This is a genomic window from Nocardia sp. NPDC004168, from assembly GCF_040610355.1.
Taxonomy (GTDB): Bacteria; Actinomycetota; Actinomycetes; order Mycobacteriales; family Mycobacteriaceae; genus Nocardia; species Nocardia sichangensis.
Map to the genome: position 1 here is coordinate 28,845 of NZ_JBEXME010000029.1, position 20,564 is coordinate 49,408.

Below are 20,564 nucleotides of genomic sequence, written 5' to 3' on the forward strand. Positions count from 1 at the left end.
GGCATGTTCGGTGTGCTCACATCGATTTTGACGCTGCCCGTCGCCCCGGTCCGCGGCGTGATCTGGCTGGGCGAATTGATCCAGGACCAGGTGGATCAGAAGATGCGGGATCCCGCCGTCATGCGGCGGGAACTCGAGGAGATCGATGCGGCCGCGGCAGCCGGTCAGCTGTCCGAAGAGGAGCGCAGACAAGCGCAGCAGGCGGTCCTGGACCGCATGACCGGTCGCCGCGCGTGATCCGGAAGGAGTGACCGCGCGTGGCACGCAAGACCACCTCCGAAGACGTCGACTCGGCTTCCGACGAACCCCCTCCCAGCCCGGCGCAGGCCGCCGCCATGGCTGTGGAGAACCTGGTGGAACTGACGTCGAAAGAGGTGCAGGGGGTCACTTCGATGGAACCGACGGAGGACGGCTGGCAGGTGGAGATCGAGGTGCTCGAGGACCGCCGCATCCCGTCCTCGGCGGACATTCTCGCGCTCTACGAAGTCGAGATCGATCTCGACGGGAACCTGCTGGCCTATCGCAGAACCAGACGCTACGCCCGCGGCAGCACCGACATCGGAAGGGCTCGGTCATGACGGTGGTGCCCGGCGGATCGTCCGCGCCGCAGCCGTACGGAGGCGGGCATTCGTCGACCAACCTCGCCGACATCCTCGAGCGAGTGCTCGACAAAGGCTTGGTCATCGCCGGCGACATCCAGGTGAACCTGCTCGACATCGAACTGCTCACGATCAAGCTGCGGTTGGTGATCGCGTCCTTGGAGACGGCCAAGTCGGTGGGCATCGATTGGTGGGAGACCGATCCGTGGCTCAACAGCAAGGCCCGCACGCTGGAGCGGCAGGATCACGATCTCGAACTCGAGAATCAGAAGCTGCGCGACCGGATCGCGGAACTGGAGAGCGCGAAGGAACAACCGCAACGCATCGAGCGTCGCCGCCAACCGAGGGAAGAGCGGTCGTGACGGAGGGCCTCGGGGTCTGGCTGTACGCGGTGACGCCCGGCTGCGGCGGCGAGGAGCTGGGCGAGCTGACCGGAGTCGCGGGCGAGCCGGTGCGAACGGTGGTCGTGGACGGGCTGACGGCGATCGTCGGCTCGGTGCCGCTCGAGGTGTTCGGGGAGCAGCCGCTGCGGGCGCATCTGGAGGACCTCGATTGGCTGGAAGGGACGGCCCGTGCGCACGACGCCGTCGTATCGACCCTGGTGCGACGAGGCCCGACCGTCCCGCTGCGGCTGGCCACCGTCTTCCTCGACGACGACCGGGTGCGCGACCTGCTGACCGAGCGGCGAGCGGATTTCGCCGCCGCGCTGGAGCTGGTGAGCGGCCGCACCGAGTGGGGCGTGAAGGCCTACGGCGACCGCGCCGCCCTGACCGCCGCCGTGGCCGAGTCCCGCACCGCGAGCGAAGGCAAGGGCGCGGGAGCCGCGTATCTGGCCCGGCGCCGGGCGCAACTGTCCGCGCAGGAAACCATCGAACGCGACGCGGCCCAGCGCGCCGAGGAGATCCACAGCCGCCTGCTCCAGCACGCGGCGGCGGGGCGACGTCAGGCGCTGACCGACCCGGCACTTAGTGGCCGTCGTGATTGGTTGGTGCTCAACGGGACCTACCTCGTGGACGACGACCGCACCGACGACTTCGCCACCATCGTCACGGCGCTCGGCGACGAATTCCCTGGCATCCGCCTCGAACTCACCGGCCCGTGGCCGCCGTATTCGTTCGCGGGCGTGGAACGAGAACCGGCATGAGCCGCGCCACACGTGAGGTCGACGACGAGCGCCGGGTCTCGTTGGTCGATCTGCTGGATCGGGTGCTGGCCGGCGGCGTGGTGATCTCCGGCGACATCAAGCTCGCCATCGCGGACGTCGACCTGGTCCAGATCTCGCTGCGGGCGCTGATCTCCTCGATCAGCACCCTCTCCGGACCGCTGCACGCGCTGGAGGCACCCGGCGATGACTGAATTCGGCGGCATCCCACCGCGTATCGACACCGACCCGGAATCCGTCGAGCGCGGCCTGGTCAGCCTCGTCCTCACTTTGGTCGAGCTCCTCCGCCAGCTCATGGAACGCCAAGCACTCCGCCGCGTAGACGCGGGCGACCTCACCGACACCCAGATAGAACGCATCGGCACCACCCTCATGCTCCTCGAACAACGCATGGAAGAACTCCGCGACCACTTCGGCCTCACCCCCGAAGACCTCAACATCGACCTGGGCCCCCTCGGCACCCTCCTCCCCCGCGACCCACCCTGAACATCAAGATCAACGGCACATGAGCGAGAGGTCTTCTCGGCAAACGCCACAGCCATGTGCCGTTGATCTTGTCCGATGACACCGGAATGATGCCGCGCGACTTCTCGGGCCTATGGGTGGGTGAAGGTGCCGCCCACGACGCCAGCGGTGAAGGCGTCCCATTCGCCGGGCGTGAAGACCAACGCCGGGCCGGTCGGGTTCTTGGAGTCTCGGACGCCGACCATTCCGCCTGCCAGATGGGCGACCTCCACGCACTCCTGGCCTCCACCGCTGTGCGTGCTCTTGAACCAATTCGCGTTCGACCGGTTGACGTGCACGTTCGTACCCCCTGTTGGTACTGGATGATGGTGCGTGGAGGGGCACTCCCGCCCACGCATTGTCTACGAGCGGTCGAACTCGCCGCCCATGACGCCAGCGGTGAAGGCGTCCCAGGCGGCGGGTGTGAACACCACCGCTGGGCCGGTCGGGTTTTTGGAGTCTCGGACGCCGACCATTCCGCCTGCCAGATGGGCGACCTCTACGCAGTCCTTACCGCCAGATGTGCGAGTGCTGGTGAACCAACTCGCTCCGGATAGGTCAACGTCGTACTTGTCGGTCACGCCGAGAACTCCCTTGCCACCTGCCGGAACAGGTCTCTGCTCATCTTCTCGTCCAACGCCGCGCGGCGGATAGCTTGATGCGCCTCATGGTAGCGGTCGACATCAGTCTGTTTCTCCAGGTACATGTCGCCGGTGAAGTTCTCCAAATAGACCACCGGAGGCTCCACAGCCTCGCCTCTACTGCTGAGCCCGAAATTCAGGATGGTAAATAGGCCCAACGGGTCGCCCATCGGGATACCGGCATCGAACGGGAGTACCAGCAGTGAGACATTGGGCAACGTGCTGGTGTCCGCCAGATGTCTGGCCTGTCGAGACATGATCTTCCGATTGCCTACGACCCGGCGCAACGACGCCTCGCCCAAGACGATGTTCAGTCGCGCGGGCTGCCGTTTGCGTGTGATCAGGGCCTGTCTGCGCTGTTTGAGATGCACACGTTGCTCGATCTCGTCGGGCGTACCGGCTGGATAGACACCACGGACAAGAACCCTCGCATAGTCGGGGTGTTGCAGGAGACCTATAACGGCATCGGGCGAGTACGAAGTCAGTTGTTCCGCTGCGGACTCCAGACCCATGTACACGTCGAAGTCCTTAGGGATGAGCGTCCCGTACTCATGCCACCAACTCTTGACGTTGGCTTGCTCAGCAAGTCCAGTGATGGCCGCCGTCATCGTTTCGTCAGCGCCCAGTACGTTACAGAGTTCGCGGATGTCGACGGTCCGGACCTTCTGCGGAAGCTCCCCCTTCTCGATGCGCTGCAACGTGCTCGGACTCCGCTGGATCAACTTCGCAACCTCCGGGATCGTCATACCGGTCTGAGTGCGGAGATCACGCAGGTAGCGGCCCAACTGCCGCCGAGGAACTGTACTACCGATTTCTGACATGCCGCCGACCCCCGTTTTGAGTGCTTACCCATGCTGAACGTGCCGCGAGCCTGTACGCCGAACTGACTAACACCCAGGCGATTTGAAGAAGTCTATTTGACAAACCCAATTTGACAACACATTCCCGCACGGGCCTGGTCTCCTGTGTCCGCCGCGCTCGGCGGGGAGGGCCTTCGACCGGCTGACACTCCCCGACTTGCGCCGCAGATTCATCAACGACGTGTGGGGCGAACAACCCGCAACAGATCTGAGGGGAGCGCAGACGGTGATGCAATCGTTCGGGGACACACCGCGATCCAGGTGCTACTACTACCGGCGCGAGTGCGATCTACCCGCTGTGATCGACCCGCCCGAGTTGGGACGGATCATCCTGCGTGCCGGGTGCGTGTGCGGGGTGACGATGCCCACGCGTTTGGGGCAAGCAACGAAAGCCCATATGCAGAGCCGGGGCGAACTCCTCGGACCCGTTGTCGCACATCCACGTTCGGACCGATGGACGTTCCTCATCGTGGCGGATCTGCCGGACGACGACCGGCTGTTCGCGGAGTTGTTCCGGCTGGACGTGAGCGTGGCTCGGTCCGGAGCGACGATCGCACTCCCCTCGCCCACCGCCTCTTCCGGCGCGATCCGCCAGTGGATAGTGCCGCCGCGCGGACCATATCGGCCGTCGGGGCGCGTTGTGCTGGAGGCCATTCGAGCGTGGGCGGATCAGATGCCGAACCGCCAACGGGGATTCCGGGTGGTGTCCCGTGCCCGATGACGGTCTCGTGTGGCTCTTCCCCAGCGACGCCAACGGCCGACCGCATTCACTGCGGACCCGATTCGCCCACGACAACCCACACTGGCCGGTATCCAGCCGCAAGAACGCACTTCGAGCCCTAGACCTGCATCGCGACTGCGACTACCTCACCTGCTCGACCTTCGTCACCGCCGTGATCGTGAGCCGTGACGACTTCCGCTACTTCCGCGACCGCGAACCGGAGCAGCCGTGACATCCCCACGGCCCGATGAACCCGACGTCCGCCTGTCGATATTCCTGCACGGCATGCGTTTCGACTTCGTCGCTTGCCTCACCGCCGCCCTGCTGTTCGTCCACGAACACCAGACCCGCCGCTACACCGATGCGGTAACCGTAGCGATCACCGACACCAGCGGCCTACGCCGCCTACCGAACGAGCGCCTGTACCTGGAACCCTGAATCGACGGCGGCTCCCTCGATCACCAGTCACACGCCCAACAGCTGAACGGTGCGCACCCTGACAAGGCGCAGGCAGCCGGGTACAGTTCCCGCCGGTTCGCGACCCGGTTTCCACAGAAGCGCGGAGATTCGGGATTCACACCCCGGTCGGCCGCCGCCTATAGCTCAAACCGTAGAGCCCCGCTTCGTGATTGTGTCCCGCACTCCGGCGGCGGGCACTCTGCACCCTCGACGTGAACGTCCGGCCAGCTCGAGGCAGGATTGCGGTCAGCATGACGGACAACGACGGCTTCTTTCGCACCGGACGGCGGCGGCACATCGCGCGGCTGGCGCTGTTCGTCGTATTCCTGTTCGGCATGTTCTATCTGGTCGCCGTCGCGGGAGTGATCGACGTCGAACGCGTGCGCGACGCGATCGCCGCGACCGGACCCGCGGCCCCGTTCGCCTATCTGGCGGCCTCGGCGGTGCTCGGCGCGATCTTCGTGCCCGGCCCGATGCTGGCCGCGGGGAGCGGTCTGCTGTTCGGGCCGCTGGTCGGGACGTTCGTGACGCTGGGCTCGGCGGTGGGCACGGCGACCATCACCAGTTTCCTCGGGCGGCGGGCGGGCCGCGAAAGCGCGCGCGGGTTGCTCGGCCAGGAGCGTGCCGAGCGTATCGACGCCCAGATCGCGCGGCGCGGCTTGTGGGCCGTCGTCGGCCAGCGCTTCGTCCCTGGCATCTCGGATGCACTGGCGTCGTACGTATTCGGAGCGTTCGGAGTCCCGTTGTGGCAGATGGCCGTGGGCGCATTCATCGGCTCGGCTCCACGCGCATTCGTCTACACCGCTCTCGGCGCATCGATCGGCGACCTGTCGGCCCCGCTGGCCTACACTGCCATCGCGGTCTGGTGCGCCACCGCGATCATCGGAACTTTCGCCGCGCACCGCGGATACCGCAGCTGGCGTGGCGGCGCGAACCGCGAGCCAGAAGCTGCGCCGGATCGCTGCGGGGACTAGGACAAGTTGATCTACCTGCGCCGACTGTGCGATCTAGATGTGGCCCTACCGGTCGAACCCGGCTCGGACACCGCGATTACGCCCATCACCGCCTGCCCTAGTCACTGACGCGAGACGGCAAGCGCCGCTTACGGATTCGCGACCCCGATGACTCGAAGCGCGTGCTACTGCGAAGCGGTTGGCGTACTTGCTAGCGTTTGTCGCGAAGGTTTCGTTCCGGCCGACGATCCGGGGGTGCGGCTTGCGCATGTGGGTGGGCGTACTCACCTCATGGCACACCGGTTGGATTCGACGACTTCACCGCAACTCACCTCGCTGGCCCGTGGTATGAGTTCACTGCTGTGTGGCGTAGCTGACGCCGCCGCCTGCTCACCACTGGGAGCATCGAGCGTTCCAGACCAGCTGGTATGACACGCTGTCCGTCATGTCCACTCGGCCCATCACCTCGCCGAACCTCACCGGCCAGGGACGTATTGCCTCGATTCTGCGGTTCACCACCGAACTGATTGCCTGGATCGCCACCCCATGGGCACTGGCCGATCACTCGGTCGCGCTCGCGGTCGCGACATTGGTCCTGCTCATCGGGCTGCCGACCCTCTTCGCCACCCCTGGCGACAAAAGACAGGTCCTCATCCCGGTCCCCGGCATAGTCACCATCGGTCTCGTCGTCCTCCAACTCGCCGCCGCCGTACTCGCGTCCTGGGCCACATGGCCGGACTGGGCGGCCGTCGTCGTCACCACGTTGACGGCCGTCACGGCAATCACCGAACTGCCACGTTGGCGCTGGCTACTCGGGGCACCGGCCCGTGCCGCCGGTCGGTGACCCTAGGACCGACATCGGTCGAATTCCTGCATGATGCCGATACCGTTACGGTGCCCGCCCCGCCGGATCGCCCGACCGCGACCGCCGACATCCGGACGCCATCGGGCTCGGCAACCACCGCCCATGCGACCGAACGGCCCTACGCGCAGGCCGGGGCGGGTGCGTCGACGAACAGCGGTTCGCCCGTGGGCGGGGCGTAGACGACGTCGAGGACGAGTGGCTCCGCGCCGAGGTTCCGGCCGATGTGCACGTTCCATTCACCCGCGGGCTCGTAGATGAACTCGCCGGTCCGGAAGACCGGAGCGTCGCAGTCGGGTCCGGGGTGGGTGAGCGTGCCCGAGCGGACGAAACCGAAGACCGGACCGAGATGGTAGTGCCAACCGGTGGAGCCGCCGGGGCCGATGGTGATCTCGCGAACAACCAGATCGGTGCCCGCGACGAACGGCACCAGCCCGGCGGGAATCTGCGCCTGGCCGAGGGTGACGGCGGTGATGTCGCTACCGGGCGTTGCCTCGGCGGGCGCCGCGCTCACCAGCGCACCGGCGAGCGCAACCGGCACTGCGGCGACGCGGAGAAAGAGCGTCATCCTGGCAGCTTAGCCACGGCGGCGGTATCGGAACACGCGTTCGCTCAATGCCGCCGCGGTGACGAGCACCCGCGCTCGGATCCTGGATTACCGTACGAACGTGGCCCGGACAGACGAAGATTCGACGGCGAAGATCCTCGACGCCGTCGTGTCGATGCTCGAATCGCACGGCTACGACGCGGTCCAACTGCGTGCGGTCGCCCGCAACGCGCACGTCTCGCTGGCCACGGTCTACAAGCGGTACCCCACCCGCGACGATCTGATGCTCGCCGCCGTCGAGCAATGGATGGCGACCAACACCTACGCCGCCCCTGCCCCGTCCGTCGAGGACGAGACGCTGGCCGACGGCCTGGTGCGGTTGATGCGTTACGTGTTCGAGCCGTGGGAACGGAATCCCCGGATGCTCGAGGCCTACTATCGCGCGCGGTCCGGCCCCGGCGGCCGACGACTCGACGCGCAAGGCTTCGACGCCGTGCTGCCCGCCGCGAGCGCCCTGCTGGCCGATGTCGATCCCGACTACACCGCCGACATCGCGCTCGTGCTGACCAACATGATCTACGCGCTGATCGGCCGTTTCGCGAACGCCGATCTCGATATCGCCGAGATCCTGCCCGCGATGGAGCGCACAGTCCGCAGGCTGACCGGCAACAACGAACCGCTGGCGGCCGCCGCCGGGTCCACGCGGCCGGGTGCGCCGGGGTTCCCGTGGAGCGCTTCGCTGGTCTTCCCGTTCTCCCCCGGCACTTCCACGGATACAGAACAGTCGTCGGACGCGACGGATCGGCCGTCGGCGTAGACGCGTCGGCCGCAACCCTGCCGAGAAGCACGGCCCGTTGGCCGTCGACCATCCGACTCGAAACCCAGGCGGGTCGCCGGTGAAATACGTTCGGGCATTACATATTTCACACATTTCCGACAAATGGAACAAACCCGAACGGCGAAACCGACTGTTCACGAGGTATTCCCGCGTGCGGTGCGATGTCGAGTTGCTCCGTGCGCCGTGCCGGTACAGCATCTGCGGTATGCCGTCCACACCGCTGAATCCAGCAGGCGACATTCCGGACACCGGAATTCCCGGCCATCTCGCTGCCCACATGACCATGCCCGAGCAGCACGAATGGCACCGCGCCTACCTGCGCCGTCGCCCTGTGTCGCGGCGCAACGTGCTGCGCGGCGCCGCCGCGGCGGCAGCGGTGGCCGCCGTCGGCACGACGCCGTTCGGCAGGCGCGCCTACGCCGACGAGGCCCAGCTCGCGGTGGGTGGACGGCGCGTCGCCTTCGGGCCGGACGCGGCCAGCCAGTTGCGTTTCGCGGCGCAACTCTCGCGGCGTCCGGCGGGCGCCACGGTGTATCTCGACCACGGACCGACACCGGCGCTGGGCGCGACGGTCCAAGCCGAGGTGCGCAACCTGCTCACCCAGCTGCCCACCGCCGACGGCGGCGTGCTCGCGGCCGAACAGTTCTACGTCCACGCCCCGGTGGACGGCCTGCCCGGACGGGTGCCGCACTTCTATCGCTGGCGGACCTCCGACGGATTCGTCGGCGACATCCGCGCCGCCGCACCCGCGATGCCCAGCGCACGCCCCGCGGTCCTTCCGTTCCGGTTCACCATGATGGGCGATCAGGGCACCGACGAAACGCCCGCGCTGCCGGAGGGCGTCGCTCCCGGCGACTACGACGACAAGTACTACAAGGCCGACAACGATCCGGCCGCGCCGCACGCGAGCAACGTGCTGCGCCAGATCGCCGCCGCCCGGCCGGACTTCCACATCCTCGCAGGCGACATCGCCTACGCCGACCCGTCCGGCGCGGGCAAGCCGGGGCAGTTCGCGGCGCACGGAGCGCAGCAGGCGAGCGGTTTCGACAAGTACAACCCCTACGTCTGGGACGTCTACTTCAACGCCATCGAGCCCAGCGCCGCCCAGACACCGTGGATGTTCGCCACCGGCAACCACGACATGGAGGCGACCTACGGCGACCACGGCTACGGCGGGCATCTGGCGCGCCTGGACTTCCCCGGCAACGGTCCGGCGGGCTGCCCGTCGGCGTATACGTTCACCTACGGCAATGTCGCGGTGCTCTCGCTGGACGCCAACGACGTCTCCTACGAGATCCGGGCGAACAGCGGCTACTCCGGCGGGGCACAGACGAGTTGGGTGGAACGCACCCTGGCCGCCCACCGCGCCGACCCCGACATCGATTTCATCGTCTGCTTCTTCCACCACTGCGCGTATTCGACCACCGAATCGCACGCCAGCGACGGCGGTGTGCGTGACGCGTGGGTCGGGCTTTTCGACCGCTACCAGGTCGACCTGGTATTGCAGGGTCACAATCACGTCTACGAGCGCACCGATCCGCTGCGTGGTGGGCAGGCGACGAAGGTCGCGGGCGACAACTCGATTGTCTACCCGGAGACCGACGGCACCGTCTACTACACCGTGGGCGGCGGCGGACGCCCGCGCTACGAATTCCAGCCCGGGTCGCGGGAAACCTTCCGCGGCAGCGAGCTGGCCGACACCTCGGTGCCGAACAGTTACGTGTGGACCCCGGGCGGCGGTAAGCAGGACGAAGCCGCGCCGTGGTCGCGGGTCCGCTTCCGGAATTACTCGTTCCTGCGCGTCGACGTCCGGCCGGGCGTGTTCGCCAGCGAGATGGACGTGGTCGCGGTCGACGAGTACGGACGCGAATTCGACCGTGTGCTGTTCCGGCGGCAGGTCAGGGCCTGAGCGGGGCTACTTCTTCGTTTTGGGTGGGAGGGTCCGGGCGTAGGCGACGCCGCGCTCGACCCATTCCCGCAGTACTTCGTCGTCGTCGACGGCGGTGACCCGCAGCCAGCCGACCATTTCGCGCCCGCCCATGACCATTGGCTCCACCGTGTCACCGAGGAGCCGCTCGCCCTCGTCGGGATCGACCCGCACCAGCAGACCGCCCTGCCTGCTGGCGGCCACCGCCATATTGCCGCCGATCAAGAAGGCCAGGCCGCCGAACATCTTCCGCTCGGTGAGTTCGGGGCCGGGTGCGATCAGTTCCCGGATTCGCTCGGCCAGCTCCTCGTCGTATGCCATGACGGCATTGTTCACCTGGTGTACGACAAGTCGGGCGATCGACGACCGCGTGTCCTCCCCCGGTCGCCGTCCGGGGCGAATATCGCGTACACCGATGACGTGGCCTGCGTCGAAGGCGGCTGGTTGCGCTGAAACGCTCTGTACACCAGTTGATTTGACGCACTTCGCAAGTAGACGGCCGAGGTGCGTACGTACACTCCCGAGCCGCCTGGATGTCATTGGACGTTCAGGCGGATGTTTCCGTCCCTGTCTGTAATACAGGACGTGAGACGGGGGCGAGACGCCATTGACGTTCGCGTGCAACCCGTTTCGGAATTCGCAGTCGACTGCGCCCCCAGAGACGGGACGAAGGACTCTTTCGTGCACATCTGCCCCCAGGCGGTGCGATCACGCACTGTCCGCCTCAGTTCGACCGAGCGGCATTCGATCGGAGTCCCCCGCGAGTTTCCCACAGCCGTGACCGCGTTGCTCGCCGGTGCGCCGAACTGGTGGCCGGGTTCTCGGCCGGGCGTTTGGCGGCGGCGGGCGATCTGGACCACCCTCACTCTCTTCGCGCTCTTCGTGTTCCCGGGCTTCCTCGGTGCGCTGGCCGTCGCCCAAGACGCGGCGGGCAGCACTTCCGGAACCTCCGGCATCGACGGGCTCAGCTGGATGAACATCCACGACTCGTCGGGCATCCCGCTGTCGGACTACCGATTCGCGACCGGCGACGAGAGCCTGTTCAAGCCGCGCGCCACCATTCTGTGGGCCGTGCTGGGCTTGGAGTTCATCGGCTACATCGCCATCGTGACGACGGCGATCTGGTTGATCGGTTACGCGTTGAGCTTCCGGTGGCTGGACATGTTCAGTGCGGCGTTGCACGGCGTGGCCGACACGCTCACCGGTCAGATCGCGACCCCGATCATGCTGGTCACCGCGGCGACCATCGGCGCGGTCTGCGTGGCGTGGTTCATCGCGCGCGGCTACCACGCGAAGGCCACCATGCAGGTGGTGACGATGGTGGGCGTCGCGCTGCTGGGCCCGTTGTTCCTCGCCGAGCCTCTCGCGGATGTGCTGTCCTCGCACGGGTTGCTGGCCCAGGGCCGCGATCTCGGGATCTCGGTGGCCGCCGGTCTGAACGGGAACGCCGACCCGAATCCGACCCAGTTGGTGGCGACGATGCAGAGCGACCTGGCCGATAATTTCGCCCGGAAGCCGCTACAGGTGTGGAATTTCGGGCATACGGTGGACCAGCGGCCCGCCTGCCGATCGGCGTGGTCGTCGGGGGTGGCGGCGGGTGACGACTCCCGGGTGATCAGCGGCCTGAAGTCCTGTGGAGACAGCGCTGCGCGCGCGAAGGCCGAGAATCCCTCCATGGGGCAGGTCGCCACGGGTCTGATGCTGCTGGTCTGCGGCGGCATCCTGCTGGCCTTCGCGATGTACCTCGGCATGAAGGTCATCAAGGCCGCGCTGGACACGATCTATCACGGGTTCATGTCGATATTCGGCTTCGCGGCGGGCGGATTCGTATACGGTCCGACGCAGACGTTCCTGGTGCGCAATGTCGTCGACAGTTTCGTCGCGGCGGCACGAATGACGGCGTACACCATATTCCTCGGGGTCTACGTCTTGTTCATGGGCAATCTGTTCGCGCAGGCGCGCGGACAGGTCATGGCGGTGATCATCATCGCGGGCACCGTCGAGATCGTCGCAGTCCTCCAGCTCAAACGCCTCAGCAGCGGTTTCAGCCGGGGCAACGACTGGATCGCCAACCGATTCGCGCTCGCGATGCAAGGCAGTACGAGCAAGTCCGGGAGCAGCGGCGGCACCGCCCTCGGCATGGGCGGCGGTGGCGGCGGGAAGTCCGCGCCCGGTATGGGATGGGTGACCCCACTCTCCACGCTCAACACCATCAACTCCTCGCCGGTGACGGCCTGGCTGGCGGGCGGGCGGGTCAATCCGTTCAATCCGCTCTCCAGCACCCGACGGACGATCGAACGCTCCACCAGAAGGATCCTGGCCAGCCGCGAAGCGGGCTACGTCGAGCATCAGCTGTCCCGCACCAACTGGCGTGGTGTGGCGGTCGACGCGGCCCAGCAGGTCGGCGGCATACACACCCAAATAGGCGTGTCGCGGGCCTTGAAAGTATTGCGCGACAACAAGGTTCCCGATTCGCGCATCCATGCTGTCCTGCTCTCCTCCGGCGCGAGCCACGAGCGGGTCACCAATGCGCTGACGGCATACTCCGTCCAGGAGTCGACGGCATCGCAGAACCCGTACAGCTTCGCGCCGTTGCAGAAGGCGATCGCGGCGGCGTGGGCGGTGGACAACCACGTCGACCACGAAGCGCACGATGCCTTCGCCGCCCAGGCGGTGATCGCCGCGGACAGCTTCGTCCGGCACAGCAACGCGCCCGCCCCCAACGCGAACATCGATCAGGCGTTCGTGCAGCGGGTCGAGCAGAATTGGCATTCGGACCGGGCGCTGCGCGCGGCGATCACCCCGGACGAGTGGGACGGCGCGGGCCGTGACACCCGTTGGGCGATCGGCCACCGAGTCGCGACCATGCACCAGGAAGCGGCCAGGGAGTACTACGCGAACCCGAACGACATCAACCGCGAAGCCCTGATGCGATCGGCCAGGCGCGTCGCCAACCTCGATCACCTGGATCCCGACGGTGGCCTCGACCCCTGGAATCCGTAGCGAGCCGGGCTGGACGATGACCCGGTAGCGTGGCGGGATGCGCAGCGTCGAACCGACCAGCCGCGTCATCTTCCTCAACGGAACGTCGAGCTCGGGTAAGACGACCTTGGCGCGAGCCATCCAGGACGAGAGCGACATCCCCTTCGTCTACTGGGGCATCGACACGTTGTTCCAGCTCATACCGCCGAACTGGGGCGGAGGACGTGACAGTCCGCTCAGCCGAGAGGGATTCTGGTACGACCGCGGCCGGGACGCGGACGGCAGCCCGATGGTGGTCATCCGCTACGGCGAGGTCGGGCGGCGGATGCTGCGTTCCGCCTGCGCCGCGGCCGCCGCCTTCGCCCACGGCGGGGACCACCTGGTGATCGACGAGATGTTGCTGAGCGCGGATCTACTGCCGATCTGGATGGCCGCGCTGGCCGGGCTGGACGTGCAGCTGGTGCGCGTCACCTGCCCGCTGGCCGTGGCGGAGCGGCGTGAACAGGCGCGCGGACGCGACGTCAAAAAAGGCTTGGCGCGCGGCCATTTTCACCTGGTGCACGAACACGGCGCCACTTACGACACGACCGTTGACACCAGCACGGGCACCCCCGCCGAACTGGCCAGAACTGTCCTGCGACGACAGCAGTTCGCGGGGAAGGCGACGTCTTCCTGACCGATGTCCGCGCGAGCGTCCGCCAGCGGGTGCTCACCTTTCGGCGAAGATCTCGACCTCACCGCGCCGCCACGCTGTGCGGTCCGCATCACGCTCGAGCCGCGTGCACGACCTGCGCGAACACCTCGTCCGGGTCGGATGCCTTCAGGCCGAAGGTGTCGCGAATGGCCGAGTCGTCGACCGTGAAGGCCGCGTGCGACATGTGGTAGGTCTCGAACAACTCCGGCCAGAACGGGTCGGTGAGGCCGAGCAGCGTCAGTTCGCGATCGCTCATGACCGCCAGCCGCGGCTCGGGCGCCCCGGCCGCCGCGGCGAATCGTCCGGCCAGCTCCCGCGCGGTCGCGGTGATGCTCGGCGCATGCCACGGCCTGCCCCAAGCGCGCTCGTCGCGGGCGACGGCGACCGCTGCCGCCGCCGCGTCGCCGACCGCGGTGTAGGCGTGCGGAAGGTCGAGTTCCTGCGGCAGCAGCGCCAACTGCCCCGCCGAGATCTTCGGCTGGGCGAGGAGCGAGAACACCGAGATCGCGCCGGGACCGATGAATTGTGATGCCCTGACCTCGGTGACGCGCACTCGGCCCGCCCGGTGCGCCTCTTCCGCTTCCCGCCACATGCGGGCGCGAACCCGCCCTTTCGGCCCGGTGGCCGCCAGCGGTGACTGCTCGGTGACCGGCCCGTCGGCGGGCCCGTAGCCGTACAGGTTGCCGAGCATCACGTAATTCGCCCCGGACCGCTCGGCGGCGGAGCGAATGGACCCGAACAGCGGCGGGATGGTCTCCGGCCAGGTGTGATACGCGGGCATGGCCATGTTGAACAGGGTTTCGGCGCCTTCGGCAACAGCGGTCAGCGCGTCCGCGTCCGAGGCGTCGAGGGCGATTCGTTCGATGTTCGGGTGCTCGGGCCCCGCGCCGCTGCGGCTGACCATGCGTACCCGGTCGCCGGACCCGGCCAGTAGCGCCGCGGTGGCCGAAGCGGTGGCGCCACGTCCGACGATGACATGCGAATGCATGCGTATTCCTCTCTGCGACAAGTGTTTCCACACGACCTGCGGCATTCGGGGTGCCGTTCGCCGGTCGTGCGCTACTCAGCCTGCCGGTGCGGCGACGGGTAAGCTACTGGCTGGATTGCCAACTATCCCAAGGATCAGGCCATGCAGACTGTCGCCGTCGTCGCGGTTCCTCCGGTGAAAGCTTTCGACCTGGCCATGCCCGAAACGGTGCTGGGCGCGGCGATGGTCGACGGCGAGCCCGGCTACCGCATCGTGGTGTGCACCGCCGTGCCCGGCGTGCTGCCCGCTGGGCTGGGTGGATTCGACGTGGTCGTCTCCCGGGGCTTGGCGGCGATCGAGGAGGCGGACATCGTCATCGTGCCGAGCACCGGAAGCCGCGCCGACGCGGACGCCGCCACGCTGACCGCCCTGCGTCGCGCGGTGGCCGCGGGCAAGCGCGTCACCTCGATTTGCAGCGGCGCCTTCGTGCTGGCGCAGGCCGGCCTGCTGTCCGGCCGCACCGCCACCACCCACTGGGCTCTCGCCGACGAACTGGCGGCGAACCACCCGGACGTGTCGGTCCGCAGTGACGCGCTGTTCATCGAAGACGGCCCGATCACCACGGCCGCGGGCGCGGCGGCCGGAATCGACCTGTGCCTGCATCTGATTCGCGCCGACTACGGCGCGACCGTCGCGAACGCGGCCGCGCGCACGGCCGTCGTCACCCCGGTGCGGCCCGGCGGCCAAGCCCAGTTCGTGGACGCGCCCTTGCCCGCCGAGAACGGCGTGACGCTCGCCGACACCCGCGCCTGGGCGCTGCGACGCCTGGACCTACCGTTGTCGCTGGACGACCTGGCCGCCCACGCCCGCACCAGCGTGCGCACGCTCACCCGCCGCTTCCATGACGAGACCGGCCTCAGCCCGCAGAAATGGCTGCTGCAGCAGCGCCTGCAACGCGCCAGGGAGCTACTGGAATCCACGACGCTGCCCATGGACCAGGTGGCCAGGCACAGCGGCATCGGCTCGGCGGAGTCGCTGCGCCAGCACATGATCCGGCACGTCGGAGTGCCACCGAGCAGCTATCGGGCGTCGTTCACCCGGTCGCCGGCACACCCGGACTTCACGGACAGGGCGGTCGGCGCCGGAAGACCGACCAGCCCATGAAGGAGCCGTCACGCCGACTGACCGAAACGCCGGCGGCAGTCGAACACGCCCTACGGGCAGCGGGCTTGCGCGGGACGCGCAACTCCCATCAAGGCGTTCCATTCGGCGCCGGTGAGATCCGGACCAGCATGCGCACAAGCGGCCCGGATCAGGCCGTCCGGTGAGATGTCCCGTTCGATCAGCGTCCCATCGACGCCGCCGGAGAACGCGGGACCGGGATTCACCGTCACGAGATACCGTCCATCAGCGGACAAGGCGACGGCGGATGGGACGTGCCAAACGGAATCAGGCTCGAGTTCCCCCAGATTCGTGCCGTCGGCGGCGAAGACAGTCAGATAGCCTGCCTCGTCTTTCGCGACGACCACGTTCGCGTCCGCAGCGGCGGCGAGCTGCGCGGCCGAGTTCCGAGTACTGCGGAAGGGGATCGTCCGCTCTCGATGCGAGCCGGTCCGATCCCAGATCTCTATGCTGTCTTTCCGGCGGATCAGCAGATGCCGTCCGGCGAACAACACCGACTGCGCGTCCTTGCCGTCGATGTCGTGCGCGTTTTGCTCTCGCGCCAAGTCATAGACCGATATGTGCTCGGCATCGCGCATGACCAGGAACTCTCCGGCCGCGTCGATTCCCGCTTCGACGACATGGTCTGTGTCGACCGCGCCGCCCAGCGGGATGAATTCCGAGTTGATGCCGCCGGTGGCCAGATCATGCAGATACGCCCGCCCCCTGCTGTCGAGAGAAACAGCGGTGGGTGATACGGACGACACACCGGCCGCCTCGACGCTGATCTGCGGTGGTGGCGAGGACAGGACCGTCACCTCGAACGGAGTGTCCACGTGGGGTTTGGGCGGGAATACACGTCGCTCGTAGCCGGATGCCGGATTCGCGGCGATTGCCAGCATCGTGCCATCCGCGCGCCAGGCGAGTTTCCCGGATAGTCCCGGTATGGAGAGCTGCCGGGAGGGGTTCGGCCCGAGCTGTTGGATGATCACCACGTCACTGTTGAGCGCCGATTCTCCCGGATCTTTGTCCTGGCCGGTGATCACCGCGGTGCGCCCGTCCGGGGACAGCGACAAGCTTGGTTCACAAGAATTGCATCCTTTGACGATCGGCACCGCTGAAGATTTCGCCAGCCGGTCGCGCTGCGCGAGATCCCACAGGGTGATCAGTCGCCCGGACGCCGAAACCAGCTGCGTTTCGGAGGTCCCGAGGAAACGCAGTAGCTTCCGGTCGAAATCGACGGCGGTACCGGTGATCAGCGGTGGCGGTTCCGGAGGCCTCGGCTCGCCGGTGACGGGCCCGACATAGAACCCGGCGTCGGCACTGGGCACCGCCGCTATCCGCGCCGAGCGGCTGAGCACGGCGGGAGCCGATCGCCTCGGCATCGCGACGCCCACATATCCGGGCTCTGGGCGCACAGCGCTCGGCGTCGGACGCAGCCGGAAAACCGGCGCCGGAATACCGGGCAAGACGGCGCAGGCGAACGAGGACCCGTCGGGCGACAATTCCCCGACGTCTTGGCCGTCGCCGCAGGCGTTGTCGGTGTCGAGAGGTGAAAGATCTCGGTCGGCGCCGCCGCGAAGCGAGATCTGCCGCACCTTGCCGCCGGTTTCGAGCAGACGCAACGCCGTGTCGTCGGTGAACACCATGCTCGTCACCGCTCGGTCGATCGGATGTGACGAGAGAACCCGTCCAGCGGCATTGTCGATGATGTCGACCGTCCCCGGGGTGCCTTCCGCCGCCTTGGTCTGCCTGCGATGGACCGCACCGAACTTCCCGGACGCGGATACGGCGACGACATCGACTTCGCTCGCGCCGGGCACGCCGAAGTCCGGCCGACCGGAGTTGCTGCCCCCCAGTGTGATCGAGGCGCCATCCGTGGCGAGAACCGTCCGGCCGTCCGCGGCGACGGCCAGCGAGCGGATCTCGCCGGGCAAACGCGCGACCGAGGTCGTCACCGAGCCTCCCGGCGCCCATGTCACGACTTGTCCATCGGCGAGCCCGGCAACGACGGTTCGACCGTCGGCACTGCTCTGCAAGGCCGTGACCTCCGCAGGTGCCGCCACGTAACGAGCGACTTTCGGACTGGCCAGATTCGCGCGCAGCAGGGCGGCTCGGTGACGTGGACTCGGGTCGAGACGGTACGCCGCCACGGCCAGCAGCAGGGCCGCGCGGACATCCGTGGCCATCTTGGTGTCGGCGACGGAGGCCATGAGCCGCGCCGTGGCGATCTTGGCCTGCTCCTCGGCGCGATTGCTCTGCACCCGAGCCACGACCGCCGCGATCAGTGCCACGACGAGCAAGATGACCAACGCGCCGATGGCGGTTCTCGCCCAGCGCAAGTTCCGCTTGGTCTGCTGGTAACCCTCGGATTTGACGTCGGCCTCGGAGACGCCGCGAATGACCGCGGCGATCCCGACCGCGATGGCGTCGATGTCCGGACGCGGGACTCCGTTCGCGTCCGCACGCCATTTGAGCGTTTTGTATACGGGTTCGGACGCGAAAACACCGAACAGGCGTGGCGGTAGGGCGGTCGAGCGCGCCCGGTCCCAATCCCCGGCTTCTTCGTCCCAGAACAGGGACCCGGCACTGAGGACCAGCAATATCGTCTCGGGAGACCGATTCGCCAGCCACCACTCGATTTCGCGGTCCACCCATTTGGAGCCGGCAGCCTCGGGTGAAGCCACCACGACGAGCCACTCGGAACGCGACAGGCCCGCGACGATCTTGCCCCACAGTTCGGCACCGATCGGGACACCGCTGTAGTCGAGGAAGATGCGCGTTCGCGGGAAGCGGTACCAGGGTCGTGGCAGCTTCTCGATCGCGTTCTGGACCAGCGGAAGCACCGCACGGTCCCGCTCGCCGCTGTAGGACAGGAACGCGCCGTATCCGGTGTCCGCACGTGTGGTGCGGCGCCTCAGCGCCGCACGCACAACAGCTCCTCGCGTCCTACCGCGTTCGCACCACCACGAGCCATGCCTCCCACCAGCATCAGGTCCCCTCTCCCGATCGTAGCGGCTCCTGCACTCGCCTCGACATCGATTCAACCACCGCGTCAGCGTTCGGAGCTCGATACCAGAAGATCAGTCCTGCAATCGTTTTCGCCGATATGAGACGAGGACAGGCGGATTCGGCGTTCGGTCACCACGTCATGCCGCGAATGTCGTGGGCGACGCACCGTGTGACGACGGCCTCGCACGTTCCCGCGGACTTCGGCGGTAGAAGTGGTCCATGACCAAGATTCTCGTCACGGGCGGAACCGGCGCGCTGGGCAGACAAGTGGTCGATCGGTTGCGGGAAGCGGGCCATGACGTACGGGTACTGTCCCGTCGCCCTGGCGCGGGCACGCACGTCGGCGACCTGCGAACCGGTGTCGGCGTAGCGGAGGCGGTGGCGGGAACCGAAGTGATCGTGCACGCGGCTTCGGATTTTCGTCGCGCGGGTGGCGCGGACCTCGAGCAAACCGAGAACCTGCTGCGGCATGCACGGGAGGTTCGGCACCTGCTCTACGTGTCGATCGTCGGAATCGACCGGATCCAGTTCCGGTACTACCGCAACAAGCTTGCCTGCGAGCAAGCCGTCGTCGACAGCGGCGTCCCGCACACGATCCTGCGGGCGACGCAGTTTCACGAGCTGATCGCTGCGCTGTTGCGGACCGTCGAGAAATGGCCGGTGGCGCCGTTGCCCACGACCTTTCGTTTCCAGCCGGTCGCCGCCGCCGACGTGGCGCGGCGGGTGGCCGAGTTGGCCGTGGGCGAGCCGCTCGGCCGGGCACCCGACTTCGGCGGTCCGGAGGTGCTGACGATGGCACAGTTGGCGCGGGTTTGGCAGGGTGTCCGACATCGGCCCCGGCGTATCGTCCCGCTCCCCGTTCCGGGACGAGTCGGGAGCACGTTCCGGGCCGGGCTGAACACATGCCCGGATCATCCCGACGGCACGCAGACCTGGTCACAGTTCGTCGTGTCGAATCCGGCGAATCCCTACACCGGTCGGAAGAAGCCTTCCTGACCGCGAACTTTCGACCGCACCGACTCATTGCCGACGCAGGCTCGGTCCGCCACCGCCGATTCGGCGGGCGCCGAGTGCGTCAATGTCGGTCAGCGCGCATTCGGGCTGGCGCCCGCGGGAATGTCGGTCAGCGCGCATTCGGGCCGGCGCCCGCGGGAATGCCGGCGCGGCGCATGAGCAGGGTGGCCGGGCACCAGCCCACGGCGCTGTAGAGCAGCAGATTGGCCCCGACCAGGGCGGGAAGCAGCAGCCACCACGCCGAGATCGTCGCGGCGAGTACGGTGCCGAGCAGCACGAACGTTCCGGCCAGCAGCGGAACCAGGCGTGCGATGGTCCATTCACCTGGCCAGCTGGATTCGATCATCGGTCATCCTTCTCCAGATCACGCCCTCGCGGAACGCGTGCGTCACGCGAGGGCAAGGAACAGTTTCTCCAGTTGATCCACCGTCATCGGATCGGCGGTCTCGGCGTCGGGGTTCGCGAGGCATTCCCGCAGCCCGGTGGCGACGATCTTGAAACCCGCTCGGTCCAGTGCCTTGGAGACCGCGGCGAGCTGGGTGACCACGTCTTTGCAGTCCCGGCCCTGCTCGATCATCGCGATCACTCCGGCGAGCTGGCCGTGCGCGCGGCGCAGCCGATTGAGTACCGAGGCGATGGCGTCTTCGTCGCCGACCATGAT

At 67.4% G+C, this 20,564-nt stretch carries 25 protein-coding genes; 16 read left to right on the plus strand and 9 right to left on the minus strand.

All coding sequences use genetic code 11. From position 1 onward, the window contains the following. Positions 1–3: 3 nt before the first annotated feature. From ABZW96_RS31830 to ABZW96_RS31855, 6 genes are read left to right on the plus strand one after another with little or no spacing between them, the layout of a single operon-like run. A complete protein-coding gene (locus ABZW96_RS31830) occupies positions 4–237 on the plus strand; it encodes a gas vesicle protein GvpG (protein ID WP_355079752.1) in 234 nt (77 codons plus the stop codon). A 20-nt stretch (positions 238–257) separates the two neighbouring features. Beyond that, on the plus strand, positions 258–578 hold the full coding sequence (gvpO, locus tag ABZW96_RS31835; RefSeq protein WP_355079754.1) for a gas vesicle protein GvpO: 321 nt from the start codon (positions 258–260) through the stop codon (positions 576–578). Next, entirely contained in the window at positions 575–961 is a 387-nt protein-coding gene (gene gvpJ / locus ABZW96_RS31840) for a gas vesicle protein GvpJ (RefSeq protein WP_355079756.1), read from the plus strand. The genes gvpO and gvpJ overlap by 4 nt, the downstream gene beginning before the upstream one ends. Then, positions 958–1,743, plus strand: a complete 786-nt coding sequence (locus ABZW96_RS31845; RefSeq protein WP_355079758.1) for a GvpL/GvpF family gas vesicle protein — start codon at positions 958–960, stop codon at positions 1,741–1,743. The genes gvpJ and ABZW96_RS31845 overlap by 4 nt, the downstream gene beginning before the upstream one ends. Then, entirely contained in the window at positions 1,740–1,955 is a 216-nt protein-coding gene (locus ABZW96_RS31850) for a gas vesicle protein (RefSeq protein ID WP_355079760.1), read from the plus strand. The genes ABZW96_RS31845 and ABZW96_RS31850 overlap by 4 nt, the downstream gene beginning before the upstream one ends. Continuing rightward, positions 1,948–2,247, plus strand: a complete 300-nt coding sequence (locus ABZW96_RS31855) for a gas vesicle protein K (RefSeq protein ID WP_355079762.1) — start codon at positions 1,948–1,950, stop codon at positions 2,245–2,247. The genes ABZW96_RS31850 and ABZW96_RS31855 overlap by 8 nt, the downstream gene beginning before the upstream one ends. A 110-nt stretch (positions 2,248–2,357) precedes the next feature. On the opposite strand, the gene ABZW96_RS31860 is transcribed toward ABZW96_RS31855, so the two are convergent. From ABZW96_RS31860 to ABZW96_RS31870, 3 genes are all read right to left on the minus strand, one after another. Continuing rightward, on the minus strand, positions 2,358–2,564 hold the full coding sequence (locus tag ABZW96_RS31860; RefSeq protein ID WP_355079764.1) for a DUF397 domain-containing protein: 207 nt from the start codon (positions 2,562–2,564) through the stop codon (positions 2,358–2,360). 63 nt (positions 2,565–2,627) lie between these two features. After that, positions 2,628–2,846: a DUF397 domain-containing protein gene (locus ABZW96_RS31865; RefSeq protein WP_355079766.1), complete on the minus strand. Its 219-nt coding sequence runs from the start codon at positions 2,844–2,846 to the stop codon at positions 2,628–2,630. Beyond that, positions 2,843–3,727: a helix-turn-helix transcriptional regulator gene (locus ABZW96_RS31870; RefSeq protein ID WP_355079768.1), complete on the minus strand. Its 885-nt coding sequence runs from the start codon at positions 3,725–3,727 to the stop codon at positions 2,843–2,845. The genes ABZW96_RS31865 and ABZW96_RS31870 overlap by 4 nt, the downstream gene beginning before the upstream one ends. A gap of 749 nt (positions 3,728–4,476) precedes the next feature. Between ABZW96_RS31870 and ABZW96_RS31875 the strand changes: the two genes are divergently transcribed. From ABZW96_RS31875 to ABZW96_RS31890, 4 genes are all read left to right on the plus strand, one after another. Continuing rightward, complete coding sequence (locus tag ABZW96_RS31875; RefSeq protein WP_355079770.1) at positions 4,477–4,719, plus strand: hypothetical protein; 243 nt, start codon at positions 4,477–4,479, stop codon at positions 4,717–4,719. Beyond that, positions 4,716–4,925, plus strand: a complete 210-nt coding sequence (locus ABZW96_RS31880; protein ID WP_355079772.1) for a hypothetical protein — start codon at positions 4,716–4,718, stop codon at positions 4,923–4,925. Before ABZW96_RS31875 ends, ABZW96_RS31880 begins: the two co-directional genes overlap by 4 nt. Before the next feature lie 272 nt (positions 4,926–5,197). After that, positions 5,198–5,920 carry a TVP38/TMEM64 family protein gene (locus tag ABZW96_RS31885; protein ID WP_355079774.1) on the plus strand — a complete coding sequence of 241 codons (723 nt, stop codon included), beginning with the start codon at positions 5,198–5,200 and terminating at the stop codon, positions 5,918–5,920. Between the two features lie 424 nt (positions 5,921–6,344). Further along, complete coding sequence (locus ABZW96_RS31890) at positions 6,345–6,743, plus strand: hypothetical protein (RefSeq protein WP_355079776.1); 399 nt, start codon at positions 6,345–6,347, stop codon at positions 6,741–6,743. Positions 6,744–6,882: 139 nt separating this feature from the next. Here the strand turns inward: ABZW96_RS31890 and ABZW96_RS31895 are convergent, their stop codons facing one another. Next, positions 6,883–7,329 (minus strand): cupin domain-containing protein, encoded by a 447-nt coding sequence (locus tag ABZW96_RS31895; protein WP_355079778.1) that lies wholly within the window; start codon positions 7,327–7,329, stop codon positions 6,883–6,885. 100 nt (positions 7,330–7,429) lie between these two features. Here ABZW96_RS31895 and ABZW96_RS31900 point away from each other — a divergent pair, with 100 nt between their 5' ends. Both ABZW96_RS31900 and ABZW96_RS31905 read left to right on the plus strand, forming a co-directional pair. Then, complete coding sequence (locus tag ABZW96_RS31900; protein WP_355079780.1) at positions 7,430–8,125, plus strand: TetR family transcriptional regulator; 696 nt, start codon at positions 7,430–7,432, stop codon at positions 8,123–8,125. A 226-nt stretch (positions 8,126–8,351) separates the two neighbouring features. Beyond that, positions 8,352–10,055, plus strand: coding sequence for a metallophosphoesterase (locus tag ABZW96_RS31905; protein ID WP_355079781.1), 1,704 nt, complete (start codon positions 8,352–8,354; stop codon positions 10,053–10,055). Positions 10,056–10,061: 6 nt separating this feature from the next. Here the strand turns inward: ABZW96_RS31905 and ABZW96_RS31910 are convergent, their stop codons facing one another. Further along, positions 10,062–10,394, minus strand: a complete 333-nt coding sequence (locus ABZW96_RS31910; protein ID WP_355079783.1) for a TfoX/Sxy family protein — start codon at positions 10,392–10,394, stop codon at positions 10,062–10,064. Positions 10,395–10,850: 456 nt separating this feature from the next. On the opposite strand from ABZW96_RS31910, the gene ABZW96_RS31915 reads away from it, so the two are divergent. Both ABZW96_RS31915 and ABZW96_RS31920 read left to right on the plus strand, forming a co-directional pair. Next, positions 10,851–13,076, plus strand: a complete 2,226-nt coding sequence (locus ABZW96_RS31915; RefSeq protein ID WP_355079785.1) for a hypothetical protein — start codon at positions 10,851–10,853, stop codon at positions 13,074–13,076. A 37-nt stretch (positions 13,077–13,113) separates the two neighbouring features. Beyond that, positions 13,114–13,731 (plus strand): chloramphenicol phosphotransferase, encoded by a 618-nt coding sequence (locus tag ABZW96_RS31920; protein WP_355079787.1) that lies wholly within the window; start codon positions 13,114–13,116, stop codon positions 13,729–13,731. Positions 13,732–13,819: 88 nt separating this feature from the next. Here the strand turns inward: ABZW96_RS31920 and ABZW96_RS31925 are convergent, their stop codons facing one another. After that, positions 13,820–14,737, minus strand: coding sequence for an NAD-dependent epimerase/dehydratase family protein (locus tag ABZW96_RS31925; protein WP_355079789.1), 918 nt, complete (start codon positions 14,735–14,737; stop codon positions 13,820–13,822). A 141-nt stretch (positions 14,738–14,878) separates the two neighbouring features. On the opposite strand from ABZW96_RS31925, the gene ABZW96_RS31930 reads away from it, so the two are divergent. Beyond that, the gene (locus tag ABZW96_RS31930; protein ID WP_355079790.1) at positions 14,879–15,880 is read left to right on the plus strand and encodes a helix-turn-helix domain-containing protein; all 1,002 of its coding nucleotides are present in this window, start codon (positions 14,879–14,881) and stop codon (positions 15,878–15,880) included. Positions 15,881–15,930: 50 nt separating this feature from the next. Here ABZW96_RS31930 and ABZW96_RS31935 read toward each other — a convergent pair whose 3' ends face one another. Further along, complete coding sequence (locus ABZW96_RS31935; protein WP_355079791.1) at positions 15,931–18,810, minus strand: hypothetical protein; 2,880 nt, start codon at positions 18,808–18,810, stop codon at positions 15,931–15,933. 298 nt (positions 18,811–19,108) lie between these two features. Here ABZW96_RS31935 and ABZW96_RS31940 point away from each other — a divergent pair, with 298 nt between their 5' ends. Beyond that, the gene (locus tag ABZW96_RS31940) at positions 19,109–19,885 is read left to right on the plus strand and encodes an SDR family oxidoreductase (RefSeq protein ID WP_355079793.1); all 777 of its coding nucleotides are present in this window, start codon (positions 19,109–19,111) and stop codon (positions 19,883–19,885) included. Positions 19,886–20,012: 127 nt separating this feature from the next. Here ABZW96_RS31940 and ABZW96_RS31945 read toward each other — a convergent pair whose 3' ends face one another. Beyond that, positions 20,013–20,249, minus strand: a complete 237-nt coding sequence (locus ABZW96_RS31945; RefSeq protein WP_355079795.1) for a DUF2892 domain-containing protein — start codon at positions 20,247–20,249, stop codon at positions 20,013–20,015. A gap of 42 nt (positions 20,250–20,291) precedes the next feature. Next, positions 20,292–20,561: a metal-sensitive transcriptional regulator gene (locus ABZW96_RS31950; protein WP_355079796.1), complete on the minus strand. Its 270-nt coding sequence runs from the start codon at positions 20,559–20,561 to the stop codon at positions 20,292–20,294. Positions 20,562–20,564 lie beyond the last annotated feature (3 nt).